The sequence below is a fragment of the Azospirillum formosense genome (assembly GCF_040500525.1).
In the GTDB taxonomy this organism is placed as follows: Bacteria; Pseudomonadota; Alphaproteobacteria; order Azospirillales; family Azospirillaceae; genus Azospirillum; species Azospirillum formosense_A.
Genome location: NZ_CP159402.1, coordinates 2,621,823 through 2,644,008, shown reverse-complemented (window position 1 = coordinate 2,644,008; position 22,186 = coordinate 2,621,823). Strand labels below are relative to the sequence as shown.

The 22,186-nt window shown below is 70.8% G+C and carries 21 protein-coding genes; 9 read left to right on the top strand and 12 right to left on the bottom strand.

Features of this window, described 5'->3' with window-relative positions; all coding sequences use genetic code 11:
- Positions 1-86: 86 nt before the first annotated feature.
- Both ABVN73_RS12615 and ABVN73_RS12610 read left to right on the top strand, forming a co-directional pair.
- Complete coding sequence (locus ABVN73_RS12615) at positions 87-1,259, top strand: porin (protein ID WP_353858284.1); 1,173 nt, start codon at positions 87-89, stop codon at positions 1,257-1,259.
- Positions 1,260-1,706: 447 nt separating this feature from the next.
- Positions 1,707-2,834 (top strand): porin, encoded by a 1,128-nt coding sequence (locus tag ABVN73_RS12610; protein ID WP_353858283.1) that lies wholly within the window; start codon positions 1,707-1,709, stop codon positions 2,832-2,834.
- Between the two features lie 75 nt (positions 2,835-2,909).
- Here ABVN73_RS12610 and ABVN73_RS12605 read toward each other — a convergent pair whose 3' ends face one another.
- Positions 2,910-3,458 carry a hypothetical protein gene (locus ABVN73_RS12605; RefSeq protein WP_353858282.1) on the bottom strand — a complete coding sequence of 183 codons (549 nt, stop codon included), beginning with the start codon at positions 3,456-3,458 and terminating at the stop codon, positions 2,910-2,912.
- A gap of 113 nt (positions 3,459-3,571) precedes the next feature.
- Here ABVN73_RS12605 and ABVN73_RS12600 point away from each other — a divergent pair, with 113 nt between their 5' ends.
- Complete coding sequence (locus ABVN73_RS12600) at positions 3,572-4,279, top strand: YggS family pyridoxal phosphate-dependent enzyme (RefSeq protein ID WP_353858281.1); 708 nt, start codon at positions 3,572-3,574, stop codon at positions 4,277-4,279.
- Positions 4,280-4,285: 6 nt separating this feature from the next.
- Here ABVN73_RS12600 and ABVN73_RS12595 read toward each other — a convergent pair whose 3' ends face one another.
- The 3 genes from ABVN73_RS12595 to ribA all read right to left on the bottom strand — a co-directional run bounded on the left by ABVN73_RS12595 (position 4,286) and on the right by ribA (position 7,155).
- Entirely contained in the window at positions 4,286-4,807 is a 522-nt protein-coding gene (locus ABVN73_RS12595) for a L,D-transpeptidase family protein (protein WP_353858280.1), read from the bottom strand.
- 36 nt (positions 4,808-4,843) lie between these two features.
- Complete coding sequence (locus tag ABVN73_RS12590; protein ID WP_353858279.1) at positions 4,844-5,818, bottom strand: hypothetical protein; 975 nt, start codon at positions 5,816-5,818, stop codon at positions 4,844-4,846.
- A gap of 164 nt (positions 5,819-5,982) precedes the next feature.
- The gene (ribA, locus tag ABVN73_RS12585; protein WP_353858278.1) at positions 5,983-7,155 is read right to left on the bottom strand and encodes a GTP cyclohydrolase II; all 1,173 of its coding nucleotides are present in this window, start codon (positions 7,153-7,155) and stop codon (positions 5,983-5,985) included.
- A gap of 228 nt (positions 7,156-7,383) precedes the next feature.
- On the opposite strand from ribA, the gene ABVN73_RS12580 reads away from it, so the two are divergent.
- From ABVN73_RS12580 to ABVN73_RS12565, 4 genes are all read left to right on the top strand, one after another.
- The gene (locus tag ABVN73_RS12580) at positions 7,384-7,887 is read left to right on the top strand and encodes a glycosyl transferase (RefSeq protein ID WP_353858277.1); all 504 of its coding nucleotides are present in this window, start codon (positions 7,384-7,386) and stop codon (positions 7,885-7,887) included.
- A gap of 102 nt (positions 7,888-7,989) precedes the next feature.
- Entirely contained in the window at positions 7,990-8,679 is a 690-nt protein-coding gene (locus ABVN73_RS12575; RefSeq protein WP_014238955.1) for a response regulator transcription factor, read from the top strand.
- A 105-nt stretch (positions 8,680-8,784) separates the two neighbouring features.
- Positions 8,785-9,240: a DUF2231 domain-containing protein gene (locus ABVN73_RS12570; protein ID WP_353858276.1), complete on the top strand. Its 456-nt coding sequence runs from the start codon at positions 8,785-8,787 to the stop codon at positions 9,238-9,240.
- Positions 9,237-10,598 carry a sorbosone dehydrogenase family protein gene (locus tag ABVN73_RS12565; RefSeq protein ID WP_353858275.1) on the top strand — a complete coding sequence of 454 codons (1,362 nt, stop codon included), beginning with the start codon at positions 9,237-9,239 and terminating at the stop codon, positions 10,596-10,598. The genes ABVN73_RS12570 and ABVN73_RS12565 overlap by 4 nt, the downstream gene beginning before the upstream one ends.
- A gap of 14 nt (positions 10,599-10,612) precedes the next feature.
- Here ABVN73_RS12565 and ABVN73_RS12560 read toward each other — a convergent pair whose 3' ends face one another.
- Positions 10,613-11,344: a hypothetical protein gene (locus tag ABVN73_RS12560; protein WP_353858274.1), complete on the bottom strand. Its 732-nt coding sequence runs from the start codon at positions 11,342-11,344 to the stop codon at positions 10,613-10,615.
- A gap of 258 nt (positions 11,345-11,602) precedes the next feature.
- On the opposite strand from ABVN73_RS12560, the gene ABVN73_RS12555 reads away from it, so the two are divergent.
- Both ABVN73_RS12555 and ABVN73_RS12550 read left to right on the top strand, forming a co-directional pair.
- Positions 11,603-12,478, top strand: coding sequence for an MBL fold metallo-hydrolase (locus tag ABVN73_RS12555; RefSeq protein ID WP_353858273.1), 876 nt, complete (start codon positions 11,603-11,605; stop codon positions 12,476-12,478).
- Positions 12,479-12,638: 160 nt separating this feature from the next.
- A complete protein-coding gene (locus ABVN73_RS12550) occupies positions 12,639-13,445 on the top strand; it encodes a DUF882 domain-containing protein (protein ID WP_353858272.1) in 807 nt (268 codons plus the stop codon).
- 3 nt (positions 13,446-13,448) lie between these two features.
- Here the strand turns inward: ABVN73_RS12550 and ABVN73_RS12545 are convergent, their stop codons facing one another.
- The 7 genes from ABVN73_RS12545 to ABVN73_RS12515 form a co-directional block, all read right to left on the bottom strand.
- Positions 13,449-14,633 (bottom strand): ABC transporter permease, encoded by a 1,185-nt coding sequence (locus ABVN73_RS12545; RefSeq protein WP_353858271.1) that lies wholly within the window; start codon positions 14,631-14,633, stop codon positions 13,449-13,451.
- On the bottom strand, positions 14,630-15,628 hold the full coding sequence (locus ABVN73_RS12540; protein WP_137139558.1) for an ABC transporter permease: 999 nt from the start codon (positions 15,626-15,628) through the stop codon (positions 14,630-14,632). The genes ABVN73_RS12545 and ABVN73_RS12540 overlap by 4 nt, the downstream gene beginning before the upstream one ends.
- A 4-nt stretch (positions 15,629-15,632) precedes the next feature.
- The gene (locus tag ABVN73_RS12535; protein WP_353858270.1) at positions 15,633-17,525 is read right to left on the bottom strand and encodes an ABC transporter substrate-binding protein; all 1,893 of its coding nucleotides are present in this window, start codon (positions 17,523-17,525) and stop codon (positions 15,633-15,635) included.
- On the bottom strand, positions 17,525-19,435 hold the full coding sequence (locus ABVN73_RS12530; RefSeq protein WP_353858269.1) for an ABC transporter ATP-binding protein: 1,911 nt from the start codon (positions 19,433-19,435) through the stop codon (positions 17,525-17,527). The genes ABVN73_RS12535 and ABVN73_RS12530 overlap by 1 nt, the downstream gene beginning before the upstream one ends.
- Positions 19,432-19,989 carry a hypothetical protein gene (locus tag ABVN73_RS12525; protein WP_353858268.1) on the bottom strand — a complete coding sequence of 186 codons (558 nt, stop codon included), beginning with the start codon at positions 19,987-19,989 and terminating at the stop codon, positions 19,432-19,434. The genes ABVN73_RS12530 and ABVN73_RS12525 overlap by 4 nt, the downstream gene beginning before the upstream one ends.
- A gap of 3 nt (positions 19,990-19,992) precedes the next feature.
- On the bottom strand, positions 19,993-20,799 hold the full coding sequence (locus ABVN73_RS12520; protein WP_353858267.1) for a polysaccharide deacetylase family protein: 807 nt from the start codon (positions 20,797-20,799) through the stop codon (positions 19,993-19,995).
- Positions 20,800-21,001: 202 nt separating this feature from the next.
- On the bottom strand, positions 21,002-22,171 hold the full coding sequence (locus tag ABVN73_RS12515) for a glycosyltransferase (protein WP_353858266.1): 1,170 nt from the start codon (positions 22,169-22,171) through the stop codon (positions 21,002-21,004).
- Positions 22,172-22,186 lie beyond the last annotated feature (15 nt).

The following is a 22,186-nucleotide window of genomic DNA, read 5'->3' as shown; positions in this document are numbered from 1 at the left end:
CTGGCGTCCCCGCATCTGCGTACCACAGAGCCAGCCAGGACGTTAACCGGGCTGAAAATTCTGCTGCCAGGATGGAGGCAACAATCATGAACCGTTATCTGCTCGCGGGCTGCGCCGCTGCCGCTCTGGCTCTGGGTGCCGGCGCTGCCAACGCTCAGGCCAAGTTTGAAGTCAAGGTCGGCGGCGACGCCTACTTCGAAGGCGGCTACGTCAACGAAGACCGCGACCAGGGCGCCCGTTCGGTTGACTTCCGCAACCGCTTCCGCGTCATCGTGACCCCGACCGCCAAGGCCGACAACGGCCTGGAGTACGGCGGCCGCATCCGTATGCGCGCCAACTCGGGCGCCAACAACGCCCGCACGATGGACGCCGACCGCGGCTACATCTTCGCGCAGGGCGCGTTCGGTCAGGTCCAGATGGGCGTGACCAACTCCTTCAACGACGCCACCTACATCACCGCTCCGCAGGATTACCTGCAGCTCGGCATCTATGACGGCGTCACCGCCTGGATCGGCCAGACCACCGACATCGCCGGCGGCCTGGGCGGCCTGAACGGCTCGATCCTGAACCAGTCGCTGGTCGTCGAGAACAACGCGACGAAGATCGTGTACTTCTCGCCGCGCTTCGCCGGCCTGCAGGTGGGCGCCAGCTACACCCCGCGCAACGACGACTCGCACGCCTCGGTCAACCGCGCCGACCTGACCCCGGTCGCCGCCACCGGCCGCGGCTTCTCGACCACCTTCGAGGATCTGGTCGAAGTCGGTGCCAACTACAGCAACACCTTCGGCGGCGTTTCGCTGAAGGCCAGCGCTGGCTACTACTGGGGCAACGCCGCCGGCACGACCACGGTCGGCGCCAGCGTCGAGGACCTGAACGCCTGGCAGGTTGGCGCCCAGGTTGGCTACGCCGGCTTCTCGCTCGGCGGTTCGTACACCGACTTCGGTGAGTCGGGCCAGATCCAGACCGCGACCTCGGACAACGAGAAGAGCCGCCTCTGGGTTGTCGGCGCTCAGTACACCGCCGGCCCGATCGTCGTCGGTGCCAACTACAAGAACGGCAAGGACGCCGGCAGCCTGTACACCCCGGGCAGCCGCAAGATCGAAGTCTACGAGTTCGGCGCCGGCTACACCGTCGCTCCGGGCCTGACCCTGCAGGCTCAGTACGACTACTTCAAGGCCGACAGCGATCTGAGCACGGCCGCCAACGACCTGGACAACGACGGTCACGTCGTCCTGCTCCGTACGGTCCTGGCGTTCTAATCTGCGGTTTACCGTGGATGAAGGGGGCGGTGGCTTCGGCCACCGCCCTTTTTCTTTGTGCCTTGGCCTTTTTCCCGGTGCATCGCCCCGGCCGCCGGCATCGCGGCGTCGCGCCTTTCCCTGCGTCTTCCGATGCTCGCCCCACGGCCCGATCTGATGTCCGCCCTGGTGCCCAAGGCATTCGACAGGGCGCGTTCGCGTGCGCAAAGTTTGTTCACCGCGCCCAAAATCTCGCCACGCAATGTGCTATATTTACGGCATGCGGGAAAAACCGATAGCTTTCAGTTACTTATGACTGTGTCGGAATGGCAACTGTGTTACAGTTGAACCGATTTCCCCGTTGAATCACCCTTGCCGGGTAAGGGAACGAGTGGCTTAGTAGTTGATGGGAAGCACAACCGCACGGCTCCAGTCTCCTTGGGGGCCTGCTAGAAGGATGGACCATCAATGAAGCGTTCTCTTGTTACGGGCTGCGCAGCCGTCGCGATCATCGCCTGCAGCGGCGTGGCTTCCGCCCAGACCAAGTTCGAGGTCAAGATCGGCGGCGACGCGTTCTTCCAGGGCGCCTACGTCAACCAGGATCGTGACCAGGACACCCGCTCGACGGAGTTCGCCAACCGTTTCCGCGTGATCGTCACGCCGGTCGCCACGGCCGACAACGGGCTGGAGTATGGTGGCCGCGTCCGTATGCGCGCCGCCAACGGCGCCAGCAACGTCCGCACCATGGACGCCGACCGTGCCTTCATCTTCGTGAACAGCGGCTTCGGCACCCTGCAAGCCGGCACGATCAACGGCCTGTCGGACGAATTCGGCATCATCGGCCCGAACGTCGAAGGCATTGCCGGCGGTCCGGACAACAACACGGTGGAATTCCTCAACGGCTCGTCGACCTACGGCCTGCTGCCGACCACCACCAACAACTTCCGTGCCCTCGCCTCGGGCGACGTCGGCACCAAGATCATCTACCTCACTCCGACCATCGCCGGCTTCCAGGGCGGCGTCTCCTACACGCCGCGCACCGGCGACTCGCACACCTCGATCAACCGCCGCCAGGACAACGGCGGCTTCCAGGACGTCGTCGAGGTCGGCGGCACCTACGCCAACGAGTTCGGCGGCTTCAGCGTGGCGGCCAGCGCCTTCTACCAGTTCGGCGATGCCGTCAACGACGGCACCGGCGCCGGCGCCACCCGCTTCGAGAAGCTCAGCTCGGTCCATGCCGGCCTGAACGTCGGCTACGGCAACTTCAAGATCGGCGGCAGCTACGCCTACAGCGGCGACAGCGGTTACGACAAGTCGCTGACCACGAAGGAGAAGCAGGACATCTGGATCGTCGGTGCCCAGTACACCGCCGGCCCGTTCATCCTCGCCGCCAACTACTCGCATTCGCGTGGCAACGACGTCGAGACCGCGACGACTCCGGCCAAGGCGGACCTCTACCAGGGCGGCGTGACCTACACCGTCGCGCCGGGCCTGACGACGGGTCTGGAGTACAGCTACCTCGATCTGAAGACCGATGCCGTCGGCCTCGACGACCGCGCGCACATCATCATGATCGACACCCGCCTGGCCTTCTGATCGGCCCGGCGTCCGGTGAAATGGAAACGGCGGCGGATACCCATCCGCCGCCGTTTTCCTTTTGGGCGTCGGCCCTTACTTCTTGGTCGCCGGAGCCGCTTCGGTCTCGCAGAGCAGCAGGATTGCCGCGTCCTCCATCGGGGTCCAGACGGCCAGCAGGCGCTGCTTGGCCTTTTCCGCCGTGTAGGCGGTGGTTCCCGGATCGCGGATCGTCCGGACCTTCACCTCGCCCATCTTCCATCCGGCCTTGCGGAAGCTGCCCAGGGTGGACTCAAGAATTTGGTCGCGGCGGGCGGCGTCGTCCTTCTTGAACTCCCAACCGTAATTCTCCTGCTTGACGCAGCGGCGGTTGAGGTCGGCGGCGGCCGCGCCCAGGAACTCCTTGTAGGTGCCGTCGTCCTGCAGCGGGAACGGCTGCACGGCGAAGGGCGCCTGGGCGATGGCCGATCCCGCCGCCGTCTTGGGGGCCTCCTTCGGCGCTTCCTTGCCGGCGGCGGGCTTTCCGCCATTCTGGCTCCCGGCGTCCTGGCCACCGGGGCTTTGGGCAAAGGCGCTGCCGGCCGTGAACGGCGCGGCCCCCAGAATCAGCGCCGACAGGATCAGGGGACGCATCCAACCACGCATGCCGTGTTCTCCTCGGGGTGCTTGCGTTTCGTCGGCCCGTCCGTTACCACGCCCTCCGGTCCCTGTACAGGCAGGCGCCGCAGCCGGGGCAGCACAAAGGGGGGAGGACGGGCATGTCCGCGTCGCACACCGATCCATCAGACGGCACCGTCACGGCCCGGCTGGAGGCCGTCCGCCGGTCCATCCGGGAAGGCTGCGCCGCCGGCGGGCGCGATGCCGGCGCGGTGACCCTGGTCGCCGTCTCCAAGACCCATCCGGTCGAGGCGGTGGAGGAGGCCCTGGCCGCCGGCCAGCGCGTCTTCGGCGAGAACCGCGTGCAGGAGGCCAAGGCGAAGTTCCCCGCGCTGCGCGACCGCTTCCCGGATCTGGAGCTGCACCTGATCGGCCCGCTGCAGACCAACAAGGTCAAGGACGCGGTGGCCCTGTTCGACGTGATCCAGACGGTGGACCGGCCCAAGCTGGCCGAGGCGCTCGCCGAGGAGATGGCGCGCAGCGGGCGCCGCCCGCGGTGCCTGATCGAGGTCAACACCGGCGAGGAGCCGCAGAAGGCCGGCATTGCCCCGGCGGAGCTGGACGCCTTCCTGGCCGCCTGCCGGGACAGCTGGAAGCTGCCGGTGAGCGGCCTGATGTGCATTCCCCCGGTGGACGAGGAGCCGGCGATGCATTTCGCCCTGCTCGCCGAGATGGCCCGCCGCGCCGGCCTGCCCGAGGTCAGCATGGGGATGAGCGGCGATTACGAGACGGCGATCCGCTTCGGCGCCACCCATGTGCGGGTCGGCACGGCGATCTTCGGCGCCCGCCCCACCCCCGCCGCCGGATAGCGCCGCCTACCCCGACGGGTCCGACACGGTCAGCGCGGTGCCCGGCGCGCAATCCTTGAGAAGACGCAGCAGGTCCGGCAGGGGCAGCGCGACGCAGCCCGCCGTGGGCGCCCGGTCGGGCCGCGCCACATGCATGAACACGGCGCTGCCCAGGCCCGGCACCACCGGGTCGTCGTTGTGCCCCATCACCACGATGACGTCGTAGACATGGTCCTCGCGCCACAGCTCTTCATGGCTGGCGGCGTAGGGGCGCTTGACCGGACGGTTGTAGGCGGGGTCCGCGGGATCGTCGCACCAGCCGTCGTCGGGTGCGATGGGCGAGGCCGGCAGGCCCGTCTCGGGCCGCTCCAGCCGGTCGGGGCGCCACAGCACGCGGCGCAGCGTGAAACGGCCGACCGGGGTGGCGCCGTCGCCCTCCCGCTTGTCGGCGCGGATGCCGCCGCGGCCCAGCACGCAGCGGAACGACCCGCCGGGCCAGTCGAGGCGGCCTGCGGACGGCGGGTCCTCAAGACGAACCGTGATCTCCATCACCCTTCCTTCACCCGCAGCCGGGGGTCATGACGCTCAGCCCGACACCCGCAGGCTGGGCGCCTGGGTCTGCGCGGCCCGCCGGCCCTGCTCGTATTTGGCCAGATTGCGCATCATCGTCTCAGACAGCATGTCCGGTGTCACGGGCGCGAAGGCGTTGCTGTTGGCGGCCGTCGGGGGCGCGCTCGCCTGCGCGGCTGCGTTGGTCGGCGCTGCCGCGGCTCCAGTTCCGGCGGCGGCGTCCGGCTGGGGCGCGGGCGCCGGGGCCTCCGCGGCCTTGCGGGCGCCGGAGGGGGCCGCGGCGGCGGCGAAGCCGACGGTGGAGGGGTGCGGCTTGGCGGCGTATTTGGCCATCAGGCTGTTCGCCAGCGGTGTGTCGCGCGCCGGCATGCGCGAGGGGTGCGGCGTGTCCGCCAGGCCGTCGCGCCCCGAACCGGTCACCGCCGCCTCCACCCCATGCGAGGGGGCCGTGGACCGCTTGGCGTCCGGCAACTCCGCCGTGACGGTGCGGGCCGGCCGGGCATCTGCCGCCGCGGCCACGGCCGGCGCCGACGTGCCCGCGGCGGAGTCCGGAAGGGCCGCGACCGCAGTGGCTCCGGATGTGGCTCCGGCGGTGCCGGCGGGGGTGTGGCCGGTGGCGGCGTCCCCGTCGAAGCCGAGCGACGCCATGATCTGCCCGCCGATGTCCTTGCCCTGCGCCTGCTCCACCACCGCGTTGGCGATGGAGGCCATGCCGCCCAGCGGGCCGCCGAACAGGATGCCGCCGATGACCTTCGACGACGGCTTGATCGTGTCGCCGGTGATCTCGCGGTAGACGGTGTTGACGAGGGGGATGTGCTGAAGCGGGTTGATGATGTCGAGGAAGTCGCCGAAGGACATCTCGGCCTCGGCCTCGTACCGGTCGGGGCTGTCCCGGCTTTCCGCGACCGTCAGGGCCGGCGACGGCGACTGCCCGCGCTGCACCGGCCGCGAAGCGGCTGAGGCGTCGATGGTGGTGGCGTCGATGGCCATGGGCGGTCTCCCGTCGCGGTGTCCAGCCCTTCCCTAAGCAACCGGCGTGCCAATTGTGAGGGCTGGAATCCGCTCCCGCCGGGCGCTTTCGGCCCGGGTCCGGGCCGCGACCCGGCAAGAGCTGCCGGGCAAGGGGCGTTTCCTGCCCCCTGAAAAGTCGACTCTCAGAACATGTGCCCGCTGCGCTCCGCCTTGGTGCGCAGATAGCCTTCGTTGTGGCCGTTGGCCGGGAAGATGTGGGGAACGCGTTCGACCACCTCGATCCCGCAGCGGGCGAGCTGGCGCAGCTTCTCCGGGTTGTTGGTCATCAGCCGCACGGCGGTGAAGCCCAGCTGCCGCAGCATCTCCGCCGCCGGCAGATAGACCCGCTCGTCCGCCTCGAAGCCGAGGATCTCGTTGGCGTCCACCGTGTCGAAGCCGCGGTCCTGGATGCGGTAGGCGCGCAGCTTGTTGACGAGGCCGATCCCGCGCCCCTCCTGCGCCAGATAAAGCAGGACGCCGCTGCCCTGCCGGGCGATCTCGGCGATGGCGCCGCGCAGCTGCTGGCCGCAGTCGCAGCGCAAGCTGCCCAGCAGGTCGCCGGTGAAGCATTCCGAATGCAGGCGGGCCAGCACCGGCTCGCCCGCCACCGGGTTGCCGACGATGATCGCCAGATGCTCCGGCCCGCCGTCGATGGGGCGGAAGGCGGCGATGCTGGTGTTCTCGGCGCCGGACAGCGGGACGCGCGCCTCGGCCACACGGCGCAGCGTGCGCACCACATGGACGCGGTAGTCGGCGATGTCGCGGGCGCGGACCAGCAGCAGGTCGTGCTTCGCCGCCCACTCCGCGGCGCTGCCGCTGTGGCCGGCAGTCGTGTGTCCCGTAGCGGGGGCGACGATGGCCGCCGGCAGCAGCCGCGCCAGCCGGGCGAGGTCCACCGCCGCGGTCTCCCGCGAACCGGGGTCCATGGCGGTGGCGGTCAGGCCCTCCGGCATCGCTCCGTCCGGGCGGTGCTCGGGGTCGGCCAGCGCGTGGGCCTCGTCCGCGGTCAGGCAGCGGGGAAGCGACAGGGCGACGACGCCCGTCCCCTCGCCCATCAGCTTCAGCACCGTGGCGCGGCGGCGGGTGACGGCCAGAACCGGCGCGGCGCCGGTCAGCTGCACCAGCCGCTGCACGGCGTCGATCGCCACGGATTCCACCGACACCGCGGCGCCGACGCTGCCGTCGGCGGTCTCGATGGCGACGGCCTCGCCCCGGCGCAGGGCGGCCGTGGCCCGGTCCACCGCGCGCATGGCGGCTTCGTCCATGGGCAGGACGGCTTCGGGCGGGGCGGAGTCGGAAGGGGCGTCGGCGTACATAACGGAGGCTTCGCGTGCTGCGCCCCGAAGGGCGAAAGATCCCGACATGGGTCGGAGAGCGCCGGAAGCAAAGCGCAGGTGGCGCACCCCTGTCCAGCAAATCCCGCGCGCCACACCGTTGCCGGCGGCGCAACGATGGCGCAAAGCGGCGCCGGTGCGGGCGAAACCGGCTTGCGCTATGCTCGCCGTCCCCTCTCCCTCCCTCTCCTTCACGCGAGACCCATCGTCATGGCGGACCAGCCGGCCCTGCATCTCCTCCTCCCCGCCAACCGGGCGCCGGACGGCTACGCGGAGCGCATGGCGCTGGCGCTGGAGGCGCAGGGACAGCCCGTCCTGCGGCAGGCCCTGCCGGGCGATTACCCGCGGCTCGATCCCTCGGCGGTGCTGGCGGCGGACATCGCGCTGTCGCGCCTGCCGGACGGCGCGCGCGTGCTGGTGGACGGCGGCGCCCTGCCCGGCCTCGCCGCCGCCCTGGCGATGGACAGCCGGCGCCTGAGGCTCGTCGCGCTGGTGGAACGGCTGCTCTGGCCGGAGCCCGGCCTGACCGAGGAGGCCGCCGCCGCCCGCCGCCATCTGGAGCAGGGCGCGCTGGCGCTGATGCGCGCCGTCGCCGTGCCGGACGCCGCGACGGCGCGGGCGGTGGCGGACCTCGGCCTCGCCCCGGAGACGGCGATCGTCCTTTCCCCGGACACCGCCGGGGCCGTCCGGCTGGGCGGATTGTGGGGCGCCTGACGCCGGTCCCCCGCTTGTCTTCGAACCGTCCGATAAGGCTAGGGCAATCCCGCGCGGGCCATGATAAGTTCCGCGCCCGGAGCCACCGGTGAACGCACCCGAATGACGCTTGCGAAACGCATCCTTCTGATCGACGACGACACCGCCCTCCGGCAGTCCCTCGCCGAGCAGCTCCAGCTTCTGGAGGAATTCGAGACGGTGGAGGCCGGTGACGGCGCCTCGGCCCTGGCCGTGGCGCGGGAGGGCGGTTTCGCCGCCATCCTGCTCGACGTCGGGCTGCCGGACATGGACGGACGCGACCTCTGCCGCCTGCTGCGGCGCGAGGGGGTGCGCTGCCCGATCATCATGCTGACCGCGGCGGCGTCCGACGCCGACACCATCCTCGGGCTCGATTCCGGGGCCAGCGACTATGTCACCAAGCCCTTCCGCATGGGGGTCCTGCTGGCTCGGCTGCGCGCCCAGCTGCGCGTCCACGAGCAGAGCGAGGACGCCGTCTTCGCCATCGGCCCCTACAGCTTCCGCCCGGCGGGCAAGCTGCTGCTGGCCGACGGCGGCGCCCGCAAGATCCGCCTGACCGAGAAGGAAACGGCGATCCTGAAATACCTGTACCGGGCCGGCGGCGCGGTCATCGGGCGCGAGACGCTGCTGGGCGAGGTGTGGGGCTACAACGCCGGGGTCACCACCCACACGCTGGAAACCCACGTCTACCGCCTGCGCCAGAAGATCGAGCGCGATCCGTCCAACGCCGAGATCCTGGTGACGGAGCCCGGCGGCTACCGGCTGGTGCCCTGATCGCCGGCCGGCCGCCGCGCGGAACCATCTTCCTGCCTGCCCATTGAAAAGATTGATTTCCGCGCCGCTCCGGCGCGGACCCCCGTCGGGCAAGGAGATGACGTCTTGGTAGCCATCGTCGATCACGGCAGACCGGCAAGGGCCATCCATCCCTTGCACGCGGTGCTGCTCGCCGCCTCCCTCCCGCTGTTCCTGGGGGGCCTGCTCTGCGACATCGCCTATTCCAGGAGCTTCGAGATCCAGTGGAGCAACTTCGCCGCCTGGCTGATCGCCGGCGGCATGGTCTTCGCCGGTTTCTCGCTCCTCTGGGCCTTCATCGACCTGTTCCGCGCCGGCCGGCGCCGCGGCCGCGGGCTTCCCTACTTCGTCCTGCTGGTCATCACGTTCGCGCTTGGCCTCGTCAACGCCTTCGTGCACGCGCGGGACGCCTGGGGAACCATGCCGGAGGGCCTGATCTTGTCGGCGGCGGTCACCGTGACCGCCCTCCTGGCCACCTGGTTCGGCTTCTCCAGCTTCCGCATGGGCCTGCGCATGGGCCATCACACGGGGGACGCGCGATGAAACGCTCCAGCCTGCTGGCCGCCGCCGCGCTCGCCGCCCTGCTGACCGCCTGCGACGACAACAACCCGTCGCAGCCCGTCTACGGCGCCAACCCGCCGCTGCCCGAGCAGCAGCACGGTCTGCTGCCCAGCATGAAGATCGCCAAGCCCGCCAACTGGGGCGACCGGAAACCGACCGTGCCGGAGGGCTTCACCGTCACGGCGATCGCCACCGACCTCGGCATCCCGCGCCAGACGCTGGTCCTTCCCAACGGCGACATCCTGGTCGCCGAAGGCCGGGGCGGCTCGGCCCCGCCGCTGCGGCCCAAGGATTTCATCGCGGGCATCATCAAGGCCAAGGGCACGACCTCGGTTCCCAGCGGCAACCGCATCACCCTGCTGCGCGACGCCGACGGCGACGGGCAGTACGAGGAGCGCACGGTCTTCGCCGACCAGCTGAACGCCCCCTACGGGCTGGCCTTCGTCAACGGCCAGATCTACGTCGCGAACCAGGACGCGCTGGTGCGCTTCCCCTACCACGAGGGCCAGACCCGCGCCGAGGGGCCGCCGGAGAAGGTCACCGACCTGCCCTCCTACATCAACCACCACTGGACCAAGTCGCTGGCCGCCAGCCCGGACGGGCGCTTCCTCTATGTCGGCATCGGCTCCAACAGCAACATCACCGAACGCGGGATGCCCGCCGAGGCCGACCGCGCGATGGTCTGGGAGATCGATGCGCAGACCGGCGCGCACCGGCCATACGCCACCGGCCTGCGCAACCCCACCGCGCTGGCCATCCAGCCGGGGACCGGCACGCTGTGGGCGGTGGTCAACGAGCGCGACGAGCTTGGCCCCAACCTCGTCCCCGATTACCTGACCTCGGTCCGTGAGGGCGCCTTCTACGGCTGGCCCTACAGCTACTGGGGCCAGAACGTCGACCCGCGCGCCCAGCCGCAGAAGCCCGAGATGGTCGCCGCGGCGATCAAGCCGGACTACGCGCTGGGATCGCACGTCGCGGCGCTCGGCGTGGCCTTCTCCTCGCCGGCGATGGGCGAGCGCTTCGCCGACGGGGTGTTTGTCGGCGAGCACGGCAGCTGGAACCGCAGCGTTCCCAGCGGCTACAAGGTGATCTTCGTTCCCTTCCGCGACGGCGCCCCCGCCGGCGATCCGGTCGAGGTCGTGACCGGCTTCATGGGCGAGGACGGCAACACCTACGGCCGGCCGGTCGGCGTCACGGTGGACCCGAAGGGCGCCCTGATCGTCGCCGACGACCTGTCGAACACGGTCTGGCGCGTCGCGGCGTCCGATCGTTCGCCAACCGCGGCGGGACCGGCGGACATGGGCAGCGCGGCGACCGATGGAAACGGATCGTCAAACTGACGCAGGGGAACCGGTCAGGGCCGCTTGCCGGGCGGCCCTGACCGGTCGGCGATGATGACGGCGACCGGATAGCCCATCCAGCGCTGGCGCTTGCCCTCCAGCGCCGCCCCGCCGCGGGCCGGGCCGGCCGGCCGGCCGCCGCCCCACAGGCCGCGGCCGCGCGGCACGACGGGCAGCAGGCGGATCTTCCGCCCGACGATGGCCAGCCGGCGGCGCCAATGGGCGACCAGCTTCGGCGAGGTGCCGACCCGCCGCGCGATCTCGTGATCGGCCAGCAGGGCGCTGCCGGGGTCCTGCAGCAGGTCGAGGATGGCGCGGCGCTTGTCCAGGCTGGTGTGGCGGCTGTGCTTGCGCTCCAGCGCCTTGCCGAGGTCCCAGAGCTTTTCCGCCGTTTCGCGGGCGAGGCCGCGCCAGCGGTCGGCCTCCTCGCGCTGGCGCTCCATGTCGCCGTTGCTCTTTTCCAGCTGCCGCTTCAGCCCGGCGACCTCCAGCTCCAGGTCGCGCACCTGACGGCGCAGCCCCTGGACGAGCTGGTCGGGCGGCGGCGGACGGTCGGGCGGCGGGGCGCCGGCGGCGGGCGGCGGTTCCGGGGTGGGCGAGACCGGACGGGCGCCACGGGCGAGATCGCGGAACGACAGGCCGGCCCTCGACAGCATGATGCGCGCGGCGCGCAGAGCGGACTGGGCCTCGCCCTGATGCTCCGACTCGGCCATGGCGAGGACTTTGGCGAGTTTGTCTGGGTCCATCCGAGGGGTCGGGGTCCGGAGGCGATTTTTCGCGTCGATGGGCGAACGGGCGCAAACTACCACATCTTATTGGCTTGGGCATCTCCGCATCTCGGCGGTGCGGCACGCCTTTTCCTCCTACCCCCGTCCCGCGCCATCCCCCCTTCCATCGAGGCCGATCGGCTCCCCAGGTCGTCCATTGGACGGGCCGGAGGGGCGTTTCGTGAATCAACCTTTTCACTCGACTCGCGAGGGTCCTACCGCCAAATTGTCGGTACCATGACGGCACGAACCGTTTCCGACGCCTGTTCCGGTGCGCCCGACACACCGCCGGACTTCACCGTCCGCTTCTGGGGCGTGCGTGGCAGCATCGCCTCCCCGGGACCGGACACGGTCCGCTACGGCGGCAACACCCCCTGCGTCGAGCTGCGCTGCGGGGACGCCCTCTTGGTCCTCGACGCCGGCACCGGCCTGCGCCCGCTGGGCGAGGCGCTGATGCGCCGGGGCGAGCCGGTGGACGTCGACCTGCTGCTGACCCACAGCCATCTTGACCACATCTGCGGCCTGCCCTTCTTCGCGCCGGCCTTCGACGCGGCCAGCCGCGTGCGGATCAGGGCCGGTCATCTGGAGCGGGAGCGGACGATGCGCTCCGTCCTGGAATGCATGATGTCGGCGCCGCTGTTCCCGGTCCCGGTGGAGATCTTCCGGGCCGATTGCACCTTCCACGATTTCGTCAGCGGCCAGACGCTGGCGGTCAAGCCGGGCGTCACCGTGCGCACCGCCGCGCTGAACCATCCGGACGGGGCGACGGGCTATCGCGTGGAGTTCGCCGGGCGCAGCCTGTGCTACGTCACCGACACCGAGCACCCCGCCGCCGGGCGCGACCCCGCCGTGATGGAGCTGGTGCGCGGCAGCGACCTGCTGATCTACGACTGCACCTACACCGACGCCGAATACGCCGCCCGCGTCGGCTGGGGCCATTCGACCTGGGAGGAATGCCTGCGCATCGCCGACGAGGCCGATGTGAAGCGCGCGGTCATCTTCCATCACGATCCCCGGCGCAGCGACGCCGAGCTGGACGTCATCGCCACCGCCGCCGAGGCCCGGCGCCCCGGCACGCTGGTCGCCCGCGAAGGCATGGCGCTTCCTCTCTGACTTGGCCCCTCTTATTGGCAACTATCCCGTTGGACAGTGATGCGCCGAGGACACGGCCAAGCCTCCGTTCGCGCCCCGTGGCCCGTTGTCACTGCCGGATCGTGTGACAATTATGGTATGAAAACCGCCTGCAACCGCAGAGAGAACTCTGGGGAGACGCATGCGGCATCTTCTGCGCTTATCGTTGCTGGGCCTGCTCGCCGGCGGAACGCTCGCCGGCTGCGCTTCCACTCCGGGTCCCCAGGCCTCGCTGGACGGCGGCCCCCGCTCGATCGTCCTGCACCACCCCGCCAGCGGCGAGACGGTCAGCGTCACCTACCGCCGCGCCGACGGCTATGACCCGCAGGCCCTGGACCGCATCGCCACACTGTTCCGCGACCGCCGCACCGGCGAGACGGTGCCCGTCGATCCCACCTTGGTGGAGCTTCTGGCTGACCTGAGGGACCGCTGCGGCGCCGGCCCCGACACGCCGGTCCACATCACCTCGGGCTACCGCTCGCCGCTGACCAACGTGGCGCTGGCGCGCAGCAACCCGAACGTGGCGGAAAACAGCTATCATCTGCGCGGGCAGGCCGCCGACATCGCCATCCCCGGCGTCCCGCCCCGCCGCCTCGCCGAAGAGGCCGCGGCCCTGCAGCGCGGCGGCTACGCGCTCTACCCCCACACCGGCCATGTCCATGTCGACACCGGCCCGGTCCGCACCTGGAGCCCGAAGGGCGGCGACCCCCGCATCCTGGAGGCCAGGGCGACCCCCGCCAAGGCCGCGTCAGGCAAGGCGGTCGCCGCGAAGCCCGCTCCCCGGACCCAGGTCGCGGCGGCGGAGCCCGTCCCGCCGAAGCGCCCTCCGGCCAAGGCCGCGCCCGCTTCCGCCCCGGCGAAGGGCGGCGACGGCGACCTCGCCCGCGTCCGCATGGTGCTGGCCTCCCTCAAGGAGCAGCCGGAGCCCGCGGCGAAGAAGAAGCCCTGAGGCTTACCGATACGGGTCCGCCGCGTCGCGCAGGCCGTCGCCGAGGAAGTTGAAGCTCAGCACGGTCACGATCACCGGCAGCACCGGCAGCATCAGCCAGGGGTACAGCGCCACCACGTTGATGTTCTGCGCCTCGGTCAGCAGCACCCCCCAGCTGGTGATCGGCGGGCGCAGGCCGAGGCCGAGGAAGCTCAGCGCCGTCTCGCCCAGGATCATGCCGGGGATGGCCAGCGTCGCCGAGGCGATCAGGTGGCTCATGAAGCTGGGCAGCAGGTGGCGGCCGATGATGCGCGCCGGGCTGGCGCCCATCAGCTGGGCGGCGGTGGTGAAGTCCTCCTCGCGCAGGGCCAGCAGCTTTGACCGCACGGCGCGGGCGAGTCCCGTCCATTCCAGAAGGCCCAGGATCACCGTGATCCCGAAATAGATGAAGATCGGGTTCCAGGTGACGGGCAATGCTGCGGACAGGGCCATCCACAGCGGCAGCTCGGGGAAGGAGCGGATGATCTCGATCAGCCGCTGGATCAGGTTGTCCACCCAGCCGCCGTAATAGCCGGCGACGCCGCCGATGACGATCCCCAGCACGAAGCTGACCGCGACGCCGATCAGCCCGATGGTCAGCGAGATGCGCGTCCCGTAGATCATCCGCGACAGCAGGTCCCGCCCCAGCCGGTCGGTGCCCATCAGGAACAGCGTCCCGCCCTCGGCCGGGCAGGCGAGGTGCCAGTCGCTCTCCACCAGCCCCCAGAACTCGTAGCGATCGCCACGGCAGAAGAAGCGGATCGGCTCCACCTTCGTGGGGTCCGGCGTGTACTCCCGCTTCAGGATTTCCATGTCCAGGTGGTAGCGGTAGCCGTAGACGAAGGGGCCGACGAACTGCCCCTCGTGGAACAGGTGCACGGACTGCGGCGGGGCGTGGATGAAGTGGGAGTTGCGGCTGTCCACCGCGTAGGGGGCCAGGACCTCGCTGACCAGGGTCGAGGCGTAGAGCAGCAGCAGCACGATCCCCGAGGCCACCGCCAGCTTGTGCCGCCGCAGCTTCCACCAGACCATCCGCCATTGCGAGGCGGTGGTGAAGCGCTCTTGCTCCGGCGACAGCCGCTCGACCTCGTCGGGGTCCCAGGGGGCGGTGTCGACGGTGTGGGGCAGGGGGGTGTTGGCCAAGGGAGTGTGGGGCAGGGTGGCGCTCATCGGCTGGCTCCCCCGCTCAGGCGGATGCGCGGGTCGAGCGCGGCCAGAGCCAGATCGGACAGGAAGACGCCGATCACCGTCAGCACCGCCAGGAACATCAGGAAGGAGCCGGCCAGATACATGTCCTGGCTGCGCAGCGCCTGGAGCAGCATCGGCCCCGTCGTCGGCAGCGACATCACCACCGACACGATGGCGGCGCCGGAGACGACCTGCGGCAGCAGATTGCCGATGTCCGACACGAAGGGGTTCAGCGCCACCCGCAGCGGGTATTTCACCAGCGCCCGGCCCGGCGGCAGGCCCTTGGCCCGCGCGGTGACGACGTAGGGCTTGTGCAGCTCGTCCAGCAGGTTGGCGCGCAGGCGGCGGATCATCGCGGCGGTGCCGGCGGTGCCGATGACGATCACCGGAATCCACATGTGCTCGAACACGCTCATCGCCTTGGCCCAGCTCCAGGGCTGGCCGATGTAGCGCGGGTCCATCAGCCCGCCGATCGAGGTGCCGAACCACACGTTGGCGAAATACAGCATGACCAGCGCCAGCAGGAAGCTGGGCGTCGCCAGCCCCAGGAAGCCGAGGAAGGTCAGGACGTAGTCGCCCAGGCTGTACTGCCGCGTCGCCGAATAGATGCCGATGGGGAAGGACACCACCCAGATGAACAGGATGGTGGCGAAGGACACGATGGCGGTCAGCGACAGCCGGTCGCCCACCACGTCCGATACCGGCAGGTTGTATTCGAAGGAATAGCCGAAGTCGCCGCGCAGCATGCCGGCCAGCCACAGCGCGTACTGCTCGTGCATCGGCCGGTCGAGCCCGTAGGTCTCGCGCAGCATGGCCAGCCGGCCCTGGTCCATGCTCTCGCCCCGGCTCTGCATCTCGTTGACCAGCGTGGTCAGATAGTCGCCGGGGGGAAGCTGGATGATGACGAAGGTGATGACGCTGATCGCCAGCAGCGTCGGGATCATGATGAGGATGCGGCGGATCACGTAGCCCAGCATGGCCTCACCCCTTTCCGTCGAACCAGAAGCCGTCGGGCCGGTACAGCCCGAAATGCGCCCCGGGGTCGTAGTTGAACAGACCCTCCTCAGGCACGTTGCGCAGGGTGCGGCGCGCCACCACCGGCTGCGGCACCCCGGCCACCGTTCCGATGGTGAAGACCTGCTCGGCGTTGAGCGTCAGGATGCGCGTCCAGGCCGCCGCCCGCCCCGCCTCGTCCGGCGCGTCGCGCCAGGCGCGGAAGGCCTCCAGCAGGTCGCGCGCCTCGGGCATGTCGGGGCGCTCGCCGTCCTTGCCCATGGTCTGGAAGAACTGGCCCCATTTGGGCCACTGGTACTTGGCCTGGTCGACCGGCACCAGCTCGGCCGGGCTCATGTCGGCGGTGGCGATGGCGTTGTCCAGCCCGCGCGCGATGGACATGCAGGTGTCGCCGGCGAAGATGCGGTTGCGGAACACGTCGAGCTGCGAGGAGCGGATGTAGAGCCGCGCCCCGACGCGCCGCCAGCCATCGGCGATCAGCTCCAGCGCGTCGGTCTCCTCCGTGCTCTCCCCGGCGGTCTCCACCACGATCTCCAGCGGGCGGCCGTCGGGCAGCAGGCGGACGCCGTTGACGTCGCGTTCGGTCAGGCCGATCTCGTCGAGCAGCCGGTTGGCCTGCTTCACGTCGAACTGCGCCCAGCGGTCTCGGTAGGCCGGCGTCCAGAGCGGCGAGACCTCCAACACCGTGTTGTTGGTCGGGATGGCGAGGCCGTAATAGATGACCTGGTTCATCTCCTCGCGGTCGATGGCCAGCGACAGGGCGCGGCGGTAGCGCACGTCGCGGTTCAGCGCGCGCCACACCGGGTCGTTGCAGTTCAGGTTGGGGAACAGCGCCATCTGCGCCCCGATGCCGGTGCGCCACAGCGTCACCCGTTGGTCGTTGCGCTTCGCCCCCTGCTTCAGGAAGGTGTAGTTGTCGAACCGCAGGTAGCGCGCCTGGAGGTCGCTCTCGCCCGCCCCCGTCTTGGCGGGGATGATCTTGGCGTCGGCCACCGTCATGATGATCCGGTCGATGTAGGGCAGCTGCCGCCCCGCCGGGTCCACCCGATGGAAATAGGGGTTCCTTACGAAGATGAATCGTTCCGCGGGCGGAGCGGTCGTCGGCACCCAGGGCTGCAGGGTCGGCAGGTCCGGGTTGTCGAACTCGGTCAGATTGTCCTTGCGGTTGTGGAGCTGCTGCCAGCTTTTCTGCCGCTCCGCCTCCACGCGCTGCTTCAGCTCCAGCGGCTCGGTGAAGCGGGGGTGGAAGCGCCGCAGGTAATGGGCGGGGGCGTAGATCTCCACCGGCTTGGCCCCGGCCAGCATCGGCAGGAAGAAGGGGTTGGGGCGGGTCCAGGTGTAGCGCACCGCGGCGGCGTCCAGCACCTCGAACTTGGGCGCCTCCCCGGCCACCATCATCTCCGGCGGCGGCCCGCCGGGGGAGCGCTTGGGGTTGTTGGCCATGTCCTCCCACCAGTAGCGGAAGTCCTCGGCCGTGAAGGGATGGCCGTCCGACCAGCGGTGGCCGCGGCGCAGCGTGAAGGTGAAGATCCGCCCTTGCTCGACGTCCACCCGCTCCAGGATGTCGGGCACGATGCGCAGGTCCGGGGTCAGCGCGACCAGCCGGGCGTAGCTGTAGACGTAGATCAGCCGCGTGTCCTTGGTCCGCGCCATCAGCAGGCGCAGGTCGCCGCCATGGCGCCCCGGTGATTGCCACGGCCGGTCCATCGGCTCGACCAGCGGGGTGAGCGGCAGCCGCTTCTCCACCGGCGGCAGCGACCCGGCGTCGACCGCGTTCGCCAGCATCGGCGTCTCGACGGCGTCGAAGGCGCTGAGCCCCAGGAAGGCGAGAAGGAGCAGGGCGGGGCGGGCCAGCCTCATCACGCCACCTCCCGCACGCGGACGGCGGCGTCGGCGCGCACGCAATGGCCGCCGCCGAGATCGACCAGATGGGGCTGGTGGTCGTCGTCGATGGTGAAGGGGGCGGGCCAGCGCGCGGGGTCGGAGGCGCGGCCCTCCTCCAGGTCGGTCAGGGACAGCGGGCGGCTGGGGTCCGGCTCCGGCACGGCGGCCAGCAGGGCGCGGGTGTAGGGGTGGACCGGGTTGCGGAACAGCGCCTCGCGCGGGGCGGATTCGACGATCCGGCCGCGGCACATCACCAGGATGCGGTCGGCCATGTAATCCACCACCGCCAGATTGTGGCTGACGAACAGGTAGGTCAGGCCAAACCGTTCCTTCAAATCCTTCAGAAGGTTCAGCACCTGCGCCTGGATCGACACGTCGAGGGCCGACACCGGCTCGTCGAGCAGCAGAAGCTCGGGCTGCAGGGCCAGCGCGCGGGCGATGCCGATGCGCTGGCGCTGGCCGCCGGAGAAGCTGTGCGGGTAGCGGCGCAGATGCCGCGCGTCCAGCCCGACCAGCCCCATCAGCTCCTTCACCCGCGCGGCACGCTCCGCCTCGTCGCCGATGCCGTGGATGACCAGCGGTTCTTCAATGATGTCGAAGACGGTCATCCGCGGGTTCAGGGAACCGAAGGGGTCCTGGAAGACGAACTGCACCTTGCGGCGGAAGGCGATGAGCGCGGCGCCCTCCAGCCCCAGCACGTCGACGATCCGGCCATGGTCGTTGAAGCGCACACTGCCCTGGTCCGGGGTCAGGGCGCGCATCAGGATCTTCGACAGGGTGGTCTTGCCGCAGCCCGACTCGCCGACCAGCCCGACGCATTCGCCGCGCGCGATGGCGAAGCTGACATCGTCCACCGCCAGCGTGCCGGCCCCGGCCTTGGCGCCGAACCAGCCGGCCTTGCGCGCGCCGTAGCGCTTGCGCACCCCCTCCACCGCCAGCAGCGGCCCCGCCGCGTCGGCGCCGGGCGGCCAGGGCTGGTGGTCCTTCTCCAGCAGGCTGCCGCCCTGCGAGGTGCCCCCGATCGCGATGGAGCGGATCGGCACCAGCCGTTCCCCCGGCGCCATGTGGAAGCGCGGAACGGCGCGCAGCAGCGCCTTCAGATAGGGGTGGCGGGGGTCGGCGAAGATGTCCTCGCGCGTGCCGGATTCCATGATCCGCCCGCGGTGCATCACCACCACCTCGTCGGCGAGGTTGGCGACCACCCCCAGGTCGTGGGTGATGAGCAGGACGGCCATCCCGAGATCGGCCTGGAGGTCCTTGATCAGCTTCAGGATCTGCGCCTGGATGGTGACGTCCAGCGCGGTCGTCGGCTCGTCGGCGATCAGCAGGGCGGGGCGGCAGACCAGCGCCATGGCGATCATCGCGCGCTGGCGCAGGCCGCCCGACAGCTCGAACGGGTAGGTGTCCAGCGCCCGCTTCGGGTCGGGGAAGCGCACCCGGCGCAGCATGTCCTCGGCCTGGGCGCGGGCCTGCCGGGCGGTCACCCGCTGGTGCAGCCGCACCGCCTCGCCCACCTGGTCGCCCACCGTGTGCAGAGGCGACAGCGAGGTCATCGGCTCCTGGAAGATGATCGAGATGCGGCCGCCGCGCAGCGCCCGCATCGCCGTGCCGTCGGCCTTCAGCCCGGCGATGTCGACGGGGCCGGCGCCGTCGTTGACCAGCCCGTCGTCGAACAGGATTCTTCCGTCCGCGATGACGGCGTTGCGGGGCAGGATGCGCAGGATCGACTGCGCCGCCACCGACTTGCCCGACCCGGATTCGCCGACCAGGGCGACGGTGGACCCCGCCCGCACCCGGAAGGACACGCCGCGCACCGCGTGGACCACGCCGCCCGGCACCTGGAAATCGACCTTCAGGTCCTCCACCCGGAGCAGCGTGCGGCTCATGGCGCCGGCCTCTTTTCGTTGGGGTCCTCCGGCGGCTCGATGCCCAGGGCGATCAGGTTGTCCACCGTCACCGGGCTCAGCGCCACGCCGTTGCGCCCGGCGGCGAGGGCGGCCTGTTCGATCACCGCGTCGAAGCCCTCCAGGTTGCTGTCGAAGCGGAGGGTCGTGCCGCCGCCGGACAGCGCCGCCTGCATCCAGCCGTCGTCGCGCCCCCGCCTGGTCGCGTAGTAGCGCAGCCTCAACCCGGACAGCGCGTCCCAGCGGATGGCGCCGCCCAGCGGCCCGTCGGCCCGCAGCCCCTCGCCGTCCATGGTCATGCGGGTCAATTGGCGCTGCAGGGTGCGCGCCGCGAAGACGGCGAACAGCAGCGCGCAGGCCGCCAGCGGCACGGCGATCCAGGGGATGACGGGCAGGAAGGCCAGCGGCAGCACCGTCAGCGCCAGCCCCGCCCCGGCCCGCGCGTAGTCGCCGGCCAGCGCCCCGGCGGGGTAGCGCATCTCCGCGACGGTCGGCGTCTCCCCGGTCGAGGGTCGGGCCATGGGCAGCTCGGCCATGTCTCAGCGATGTCCTTCTGCGGCGAACAGGTCGCCGGCGGATAGCCAGCGGGCCGCCGGATGGCGGCGGGTCACGGTCAGGAAACGCGCGGTGAAGGCCCAGGTTTCGCCGTCCATCGCCAAATGATGGGTCAGCAGGCCGGTCGCCTCCGCCGCATCCACCGTGCCCAGCCGCCGGGCGCGCAGATGGGCGACCGCCATGCCCAGCGACTCCGCGTCGCCGAGGAAGCGCTTGCCGTCCTTCCAGGCCACCGGGTCGATGTGTGTGTTGACACACATCATGTTGACGGTTGACACACGTCGCGGCCCGAACACCGACAGGCCGGCGAAGCCCGCGCCGGGCAAACCGGTCACCACGCCGGGCGCGATGCGGTTCCAGGGCGGCACCAGGACGGGCAGGGCGCGCGGCCCGAAGAGGCGCTCCAGCCGGCTCCGCCCCTCGGCCAGCTCGGCCAGAACGGCGGCGGCGGGCCGGTCCGCGCCAAGCTCCGCCTTCTTCGCGGGGGGAGCAGCGTGGTCGGTGTGCGACCAGCCGTGCTGAAGCACCGTCACGCCGGGGGCCGCGTCGACAACGGGGGCGAGGGCGTTCGTGACGCCCGCCGGAATGACCGCCAGGGCCAGCGGCGCCCCGGTCTCGACCGACAGGGCGATCATCCGGTCGAGGTCGGGCGTCGGCGCCACGGCGTCGTCGTCGCGCCACCAGAAGCCGGCGGTGCGCCCGGCGGCGGCCCAGGCGTCCAGCTCGGCGGTCAGCGCGTCCCAACCGGCGCGCGGCGGGCTGTCGGAAGGGGCGGTGGCGGTCACGGTCATCGTCGGTTCTGTTCCCTCTCCCCTCCGGGGAGAGGGTTAGGGTGAGGGGGTTGCGCGTGTCGTTATGTCCGGCACACGCACAACCCCCTCACCGGCCCTCCGGGCCACCCTCTCCCCAGGTGGGAGAGGGTTGAGAAAGCATGCGCAATGGCCGTCATCAGCATGGCCCCCGCACCGGAAAAATCCAAGCGTCTTGATTGGCTTAGCGCCGGTGGTCCGGATGATCGCCCCGGCGGTCGGCCACCGCCTCCCGCAGCAGCCGGGCGGTGGCGGCGGCGCCGTCCAGACGCAGCGGGATGGCGGGCGGCGGGGGCAGGGCGAGCGCCTTGGCCACGCCCGCGGCCAGGGTGTCCGGGGTCAGGGTGGCTTCGTCGACCACGGCCAGCCGGCCCCGCTTCTCCAGCAGGCGGGCGCGGGTGGCCTGCTCCGTCTCGCTGCCAGCGGCGAAGGGAACGACCACCGCCCGGCAGCCGGCCTGCAGCACGTCGAGCACGGTGTTGTAGCCGGCCTGGCTGATCGAGAGGCGGCAGCGCCGGAGCAGGGCCGGGAAGTCCGGGCGGGCCCGCTCCACGACGGTGCCCGGCGGGGCCGCGGCGGCCAGCGCGCGGACCTCCGCCTCCGGCACGTCCGGCCCGGCCAGCAGGCGCCAGGGTGCGTCAAGTCCGACGGGAGTTGACACACGCACCGCCAGCGCCGCCCGCAGCAGCGGCAGGCCGACCGCTCCGCCGCCCACCGACACGATCACCTCGCCGGCGCCGTCGGCGCCCTTGCCGTCATCGCCTTGCGGGGCCGCGACATAACCGGTGTAGCGGATGCGGTCGGCGATCCGCGCCGCGGCGGGGAAGGTCGCCGCGAAGGGGATCAGGTCCGGGTCGCCATGGACCAGCACATGGTCGAACAGCCGTTCCACCGTCGAAACGGTTTCCTCCAGCCGCTCCGGCTTGGCCTTGGTCACCAGGATGTCGCGCACCGACGCGGCGGTGACCGCCCCGCCGGCCTTGGCGGCCTCCAGAAGCGGCAGAAGCTCGAACCGGAAGGCGCGGCGCCCGAAGGGGAAGGATTCGACCAGCAGCGCGTCGGGCCGCAACCGGTCGTGGATCTCCAGAACCGCGGCGCGGCGCCGGGCGCGCCACGCGTCGTCGATGGGCCGGCCCTGCTCGTCCAGCAGGGTCTTGAAGCTGCTGTCGGCGGCGCGGGCGGGGGGAAGCTGGACGATCTCCGCCGCCGGGCCGTAATCGATCCCCGGCACCGGATGCCCGCCGCGCAGCACCGTCACCGCCACGCCGGCCTCGGCCAGCCCGCGGGCGATCAGCGCGGCCCGCCGGTCGTGGCCGATGCCCAGCAGATGCTGGACGTGGAAGAGGACACGCATGGGCTGTCGATCGCG

What these genes read in the sequence shown, in the direction of transcription:
- ABVN73_RS12535 (WP_353858270.1), bottom strand. Translation starts at nt 17,525, where the DNA reads ATGAGGCTGGCCCGCCCCGCCCTGCTCCTTCTCGCCTTCCTGGGGCTC.
- ABVN73_RS12540 (WP_137139558.1), bottom strand. Translation starts at nt 15,628, where the DNA reads ATGCTGGGCTACGTGATCCGCCGCATCCTCATCATGATCCCGACGCTG.
- ABVN73_RS12560 (WP_353858274.1), bottom strand. Translation starts at nt 11,344, where the DNA reads ATGGACCCAGACAAACTCGCCAAAGTCCTCGCCATGGCCGAGTCGGAG.
- ABVN73_RS12575 (WP_014238955.1), top strand. Translation starts at nt 7,990, where the DNA reads ATGACGCTTGCGAAACGCATCCTTCTGATCGACGACGACACCGCCCTC.
- ABVN73_RS12515 (WP_353858266.1), bottom strand. Translation starts at nt 22,171, where the DNA reads ATGCGTGTCCTCTTCCACGTCCAGCATCTGCTGGGCATCGGCCACGAC.
- ABVN73_RS12545 (WP_353858271.1), bottom strand. Translation starts at nt 14,633, where the DNA reads ATGAGCGCCACCCTGCCCCACACTCCCTTGGCCAACACCCCCCTGCCC.
- ABVN73_RS12555 (WP_353858273.1), top strand. Translation starts at nt 11,603, where the DNA reads ATGACGGCACGAACCGTTTCCGACGCCTGTTCCGGTGCGCCCGACACA.
- ABVN73_RS12615 (WP_353858284.1), top strand. Translation starts at nt 87, where the DNA reads ATGAACCGTTATCTGCTCGCGGGCTGCGCCGCTGCCGCTCTGGCTCTG.
- ribA (WP_353858278.1), bottom strand. Translation starts at nt 7,155, where the DNA reads ATGTACGCCGACGCCCCTTCCGACTCCGCCCCGCCCGAAGCCGTCCTG.
- ABVN73_RS12605 (WP_353858282.1), bottom strand. Translation starts at nt 3,458, where the DNA reads ATGCGTGGTTGGATGCGTCCCCTGATCCTGTCGGCGCTGATTCTGGGG.
- ABVN73_RS12590 (WP_353858279.1), bottom strand. Translation starts at nt 5,818, where the DNA reads ATGGCCATCGACGCCACCACCATCGACGCCTCAGCCGCTTCGCGGCCG.
- ABVN73_RS12600 (WP_353858281.1), top strand. Translation starts at nt 3,572, where the DNA reads ATGTCCGCGTCGCACACCGATCCATCAGACGGCACCGTCACGGCCCGG.
- ABVN73_RS12530 (WP_353858269.1), bottom strand. Translation starts at nt 19,435, where the DNA reads ATGAGCCGCACGCTGCTCCGGGTGGAGGACCTGAAGGTCGATTTCCAG.
- ABVN73_RS12520 (WP_353858267.1), bottom strand. Translation starts at nt 20,799, where the DNA reads ATGACCGTGACCGCCACCGCCCCTTCCGACAGCCCGCCGCGCGCCGGT.
- ABVN73_RS12550 (WP_353858272.1), top strand. Translation starts at nt 12,639, where the DNA reads ATGCGGCATCTTCTGCGCTTATCGTTGCTGGGCCTGCTCGCCGGCGGA.
- ABVN73_RS12595 (WP_353858280.1), bottom strand. Translation starts at nt 4,807, where the DNA reads ATGGAGATCACGGTTCGTCTTGAGGACCCGCCGTCCGCAGGCCGCCTC.
- ABVN73_RS12610 (WP_353858283.1), top strand. Translation starts at nt 1,707, where the DNA reads ATGAAGCGTTCTCTTGTTACGGGCTGCGCAGCCGTCGCGATCATCGCC.
- ABVN73_RS12525 (WP_353858268.1), bottom strand. Translation starts at nt 19,989, where the DNA reads ATGGCCGAGCTGCCCATGGCCCGACCCTCGACCGGGGAGACGCCGACC.
- ABVN73_RS12580 (WP_353858277.1), top strand. Translation starts at nt 7,384, where the DNA reads ATGGCGGACCAGCCGGCCCTGCATCTCCTCCTCCCCGCCAACCGGGCG.
- ABVN73_RS12565 (WP_353858275.1), top strand. Translation starts at nt 9,237, where the DNA reads ATGAAACGCTCCAGCCTGCTGGCCGCCGCCGCGCTCGCCGCCCTGCTG.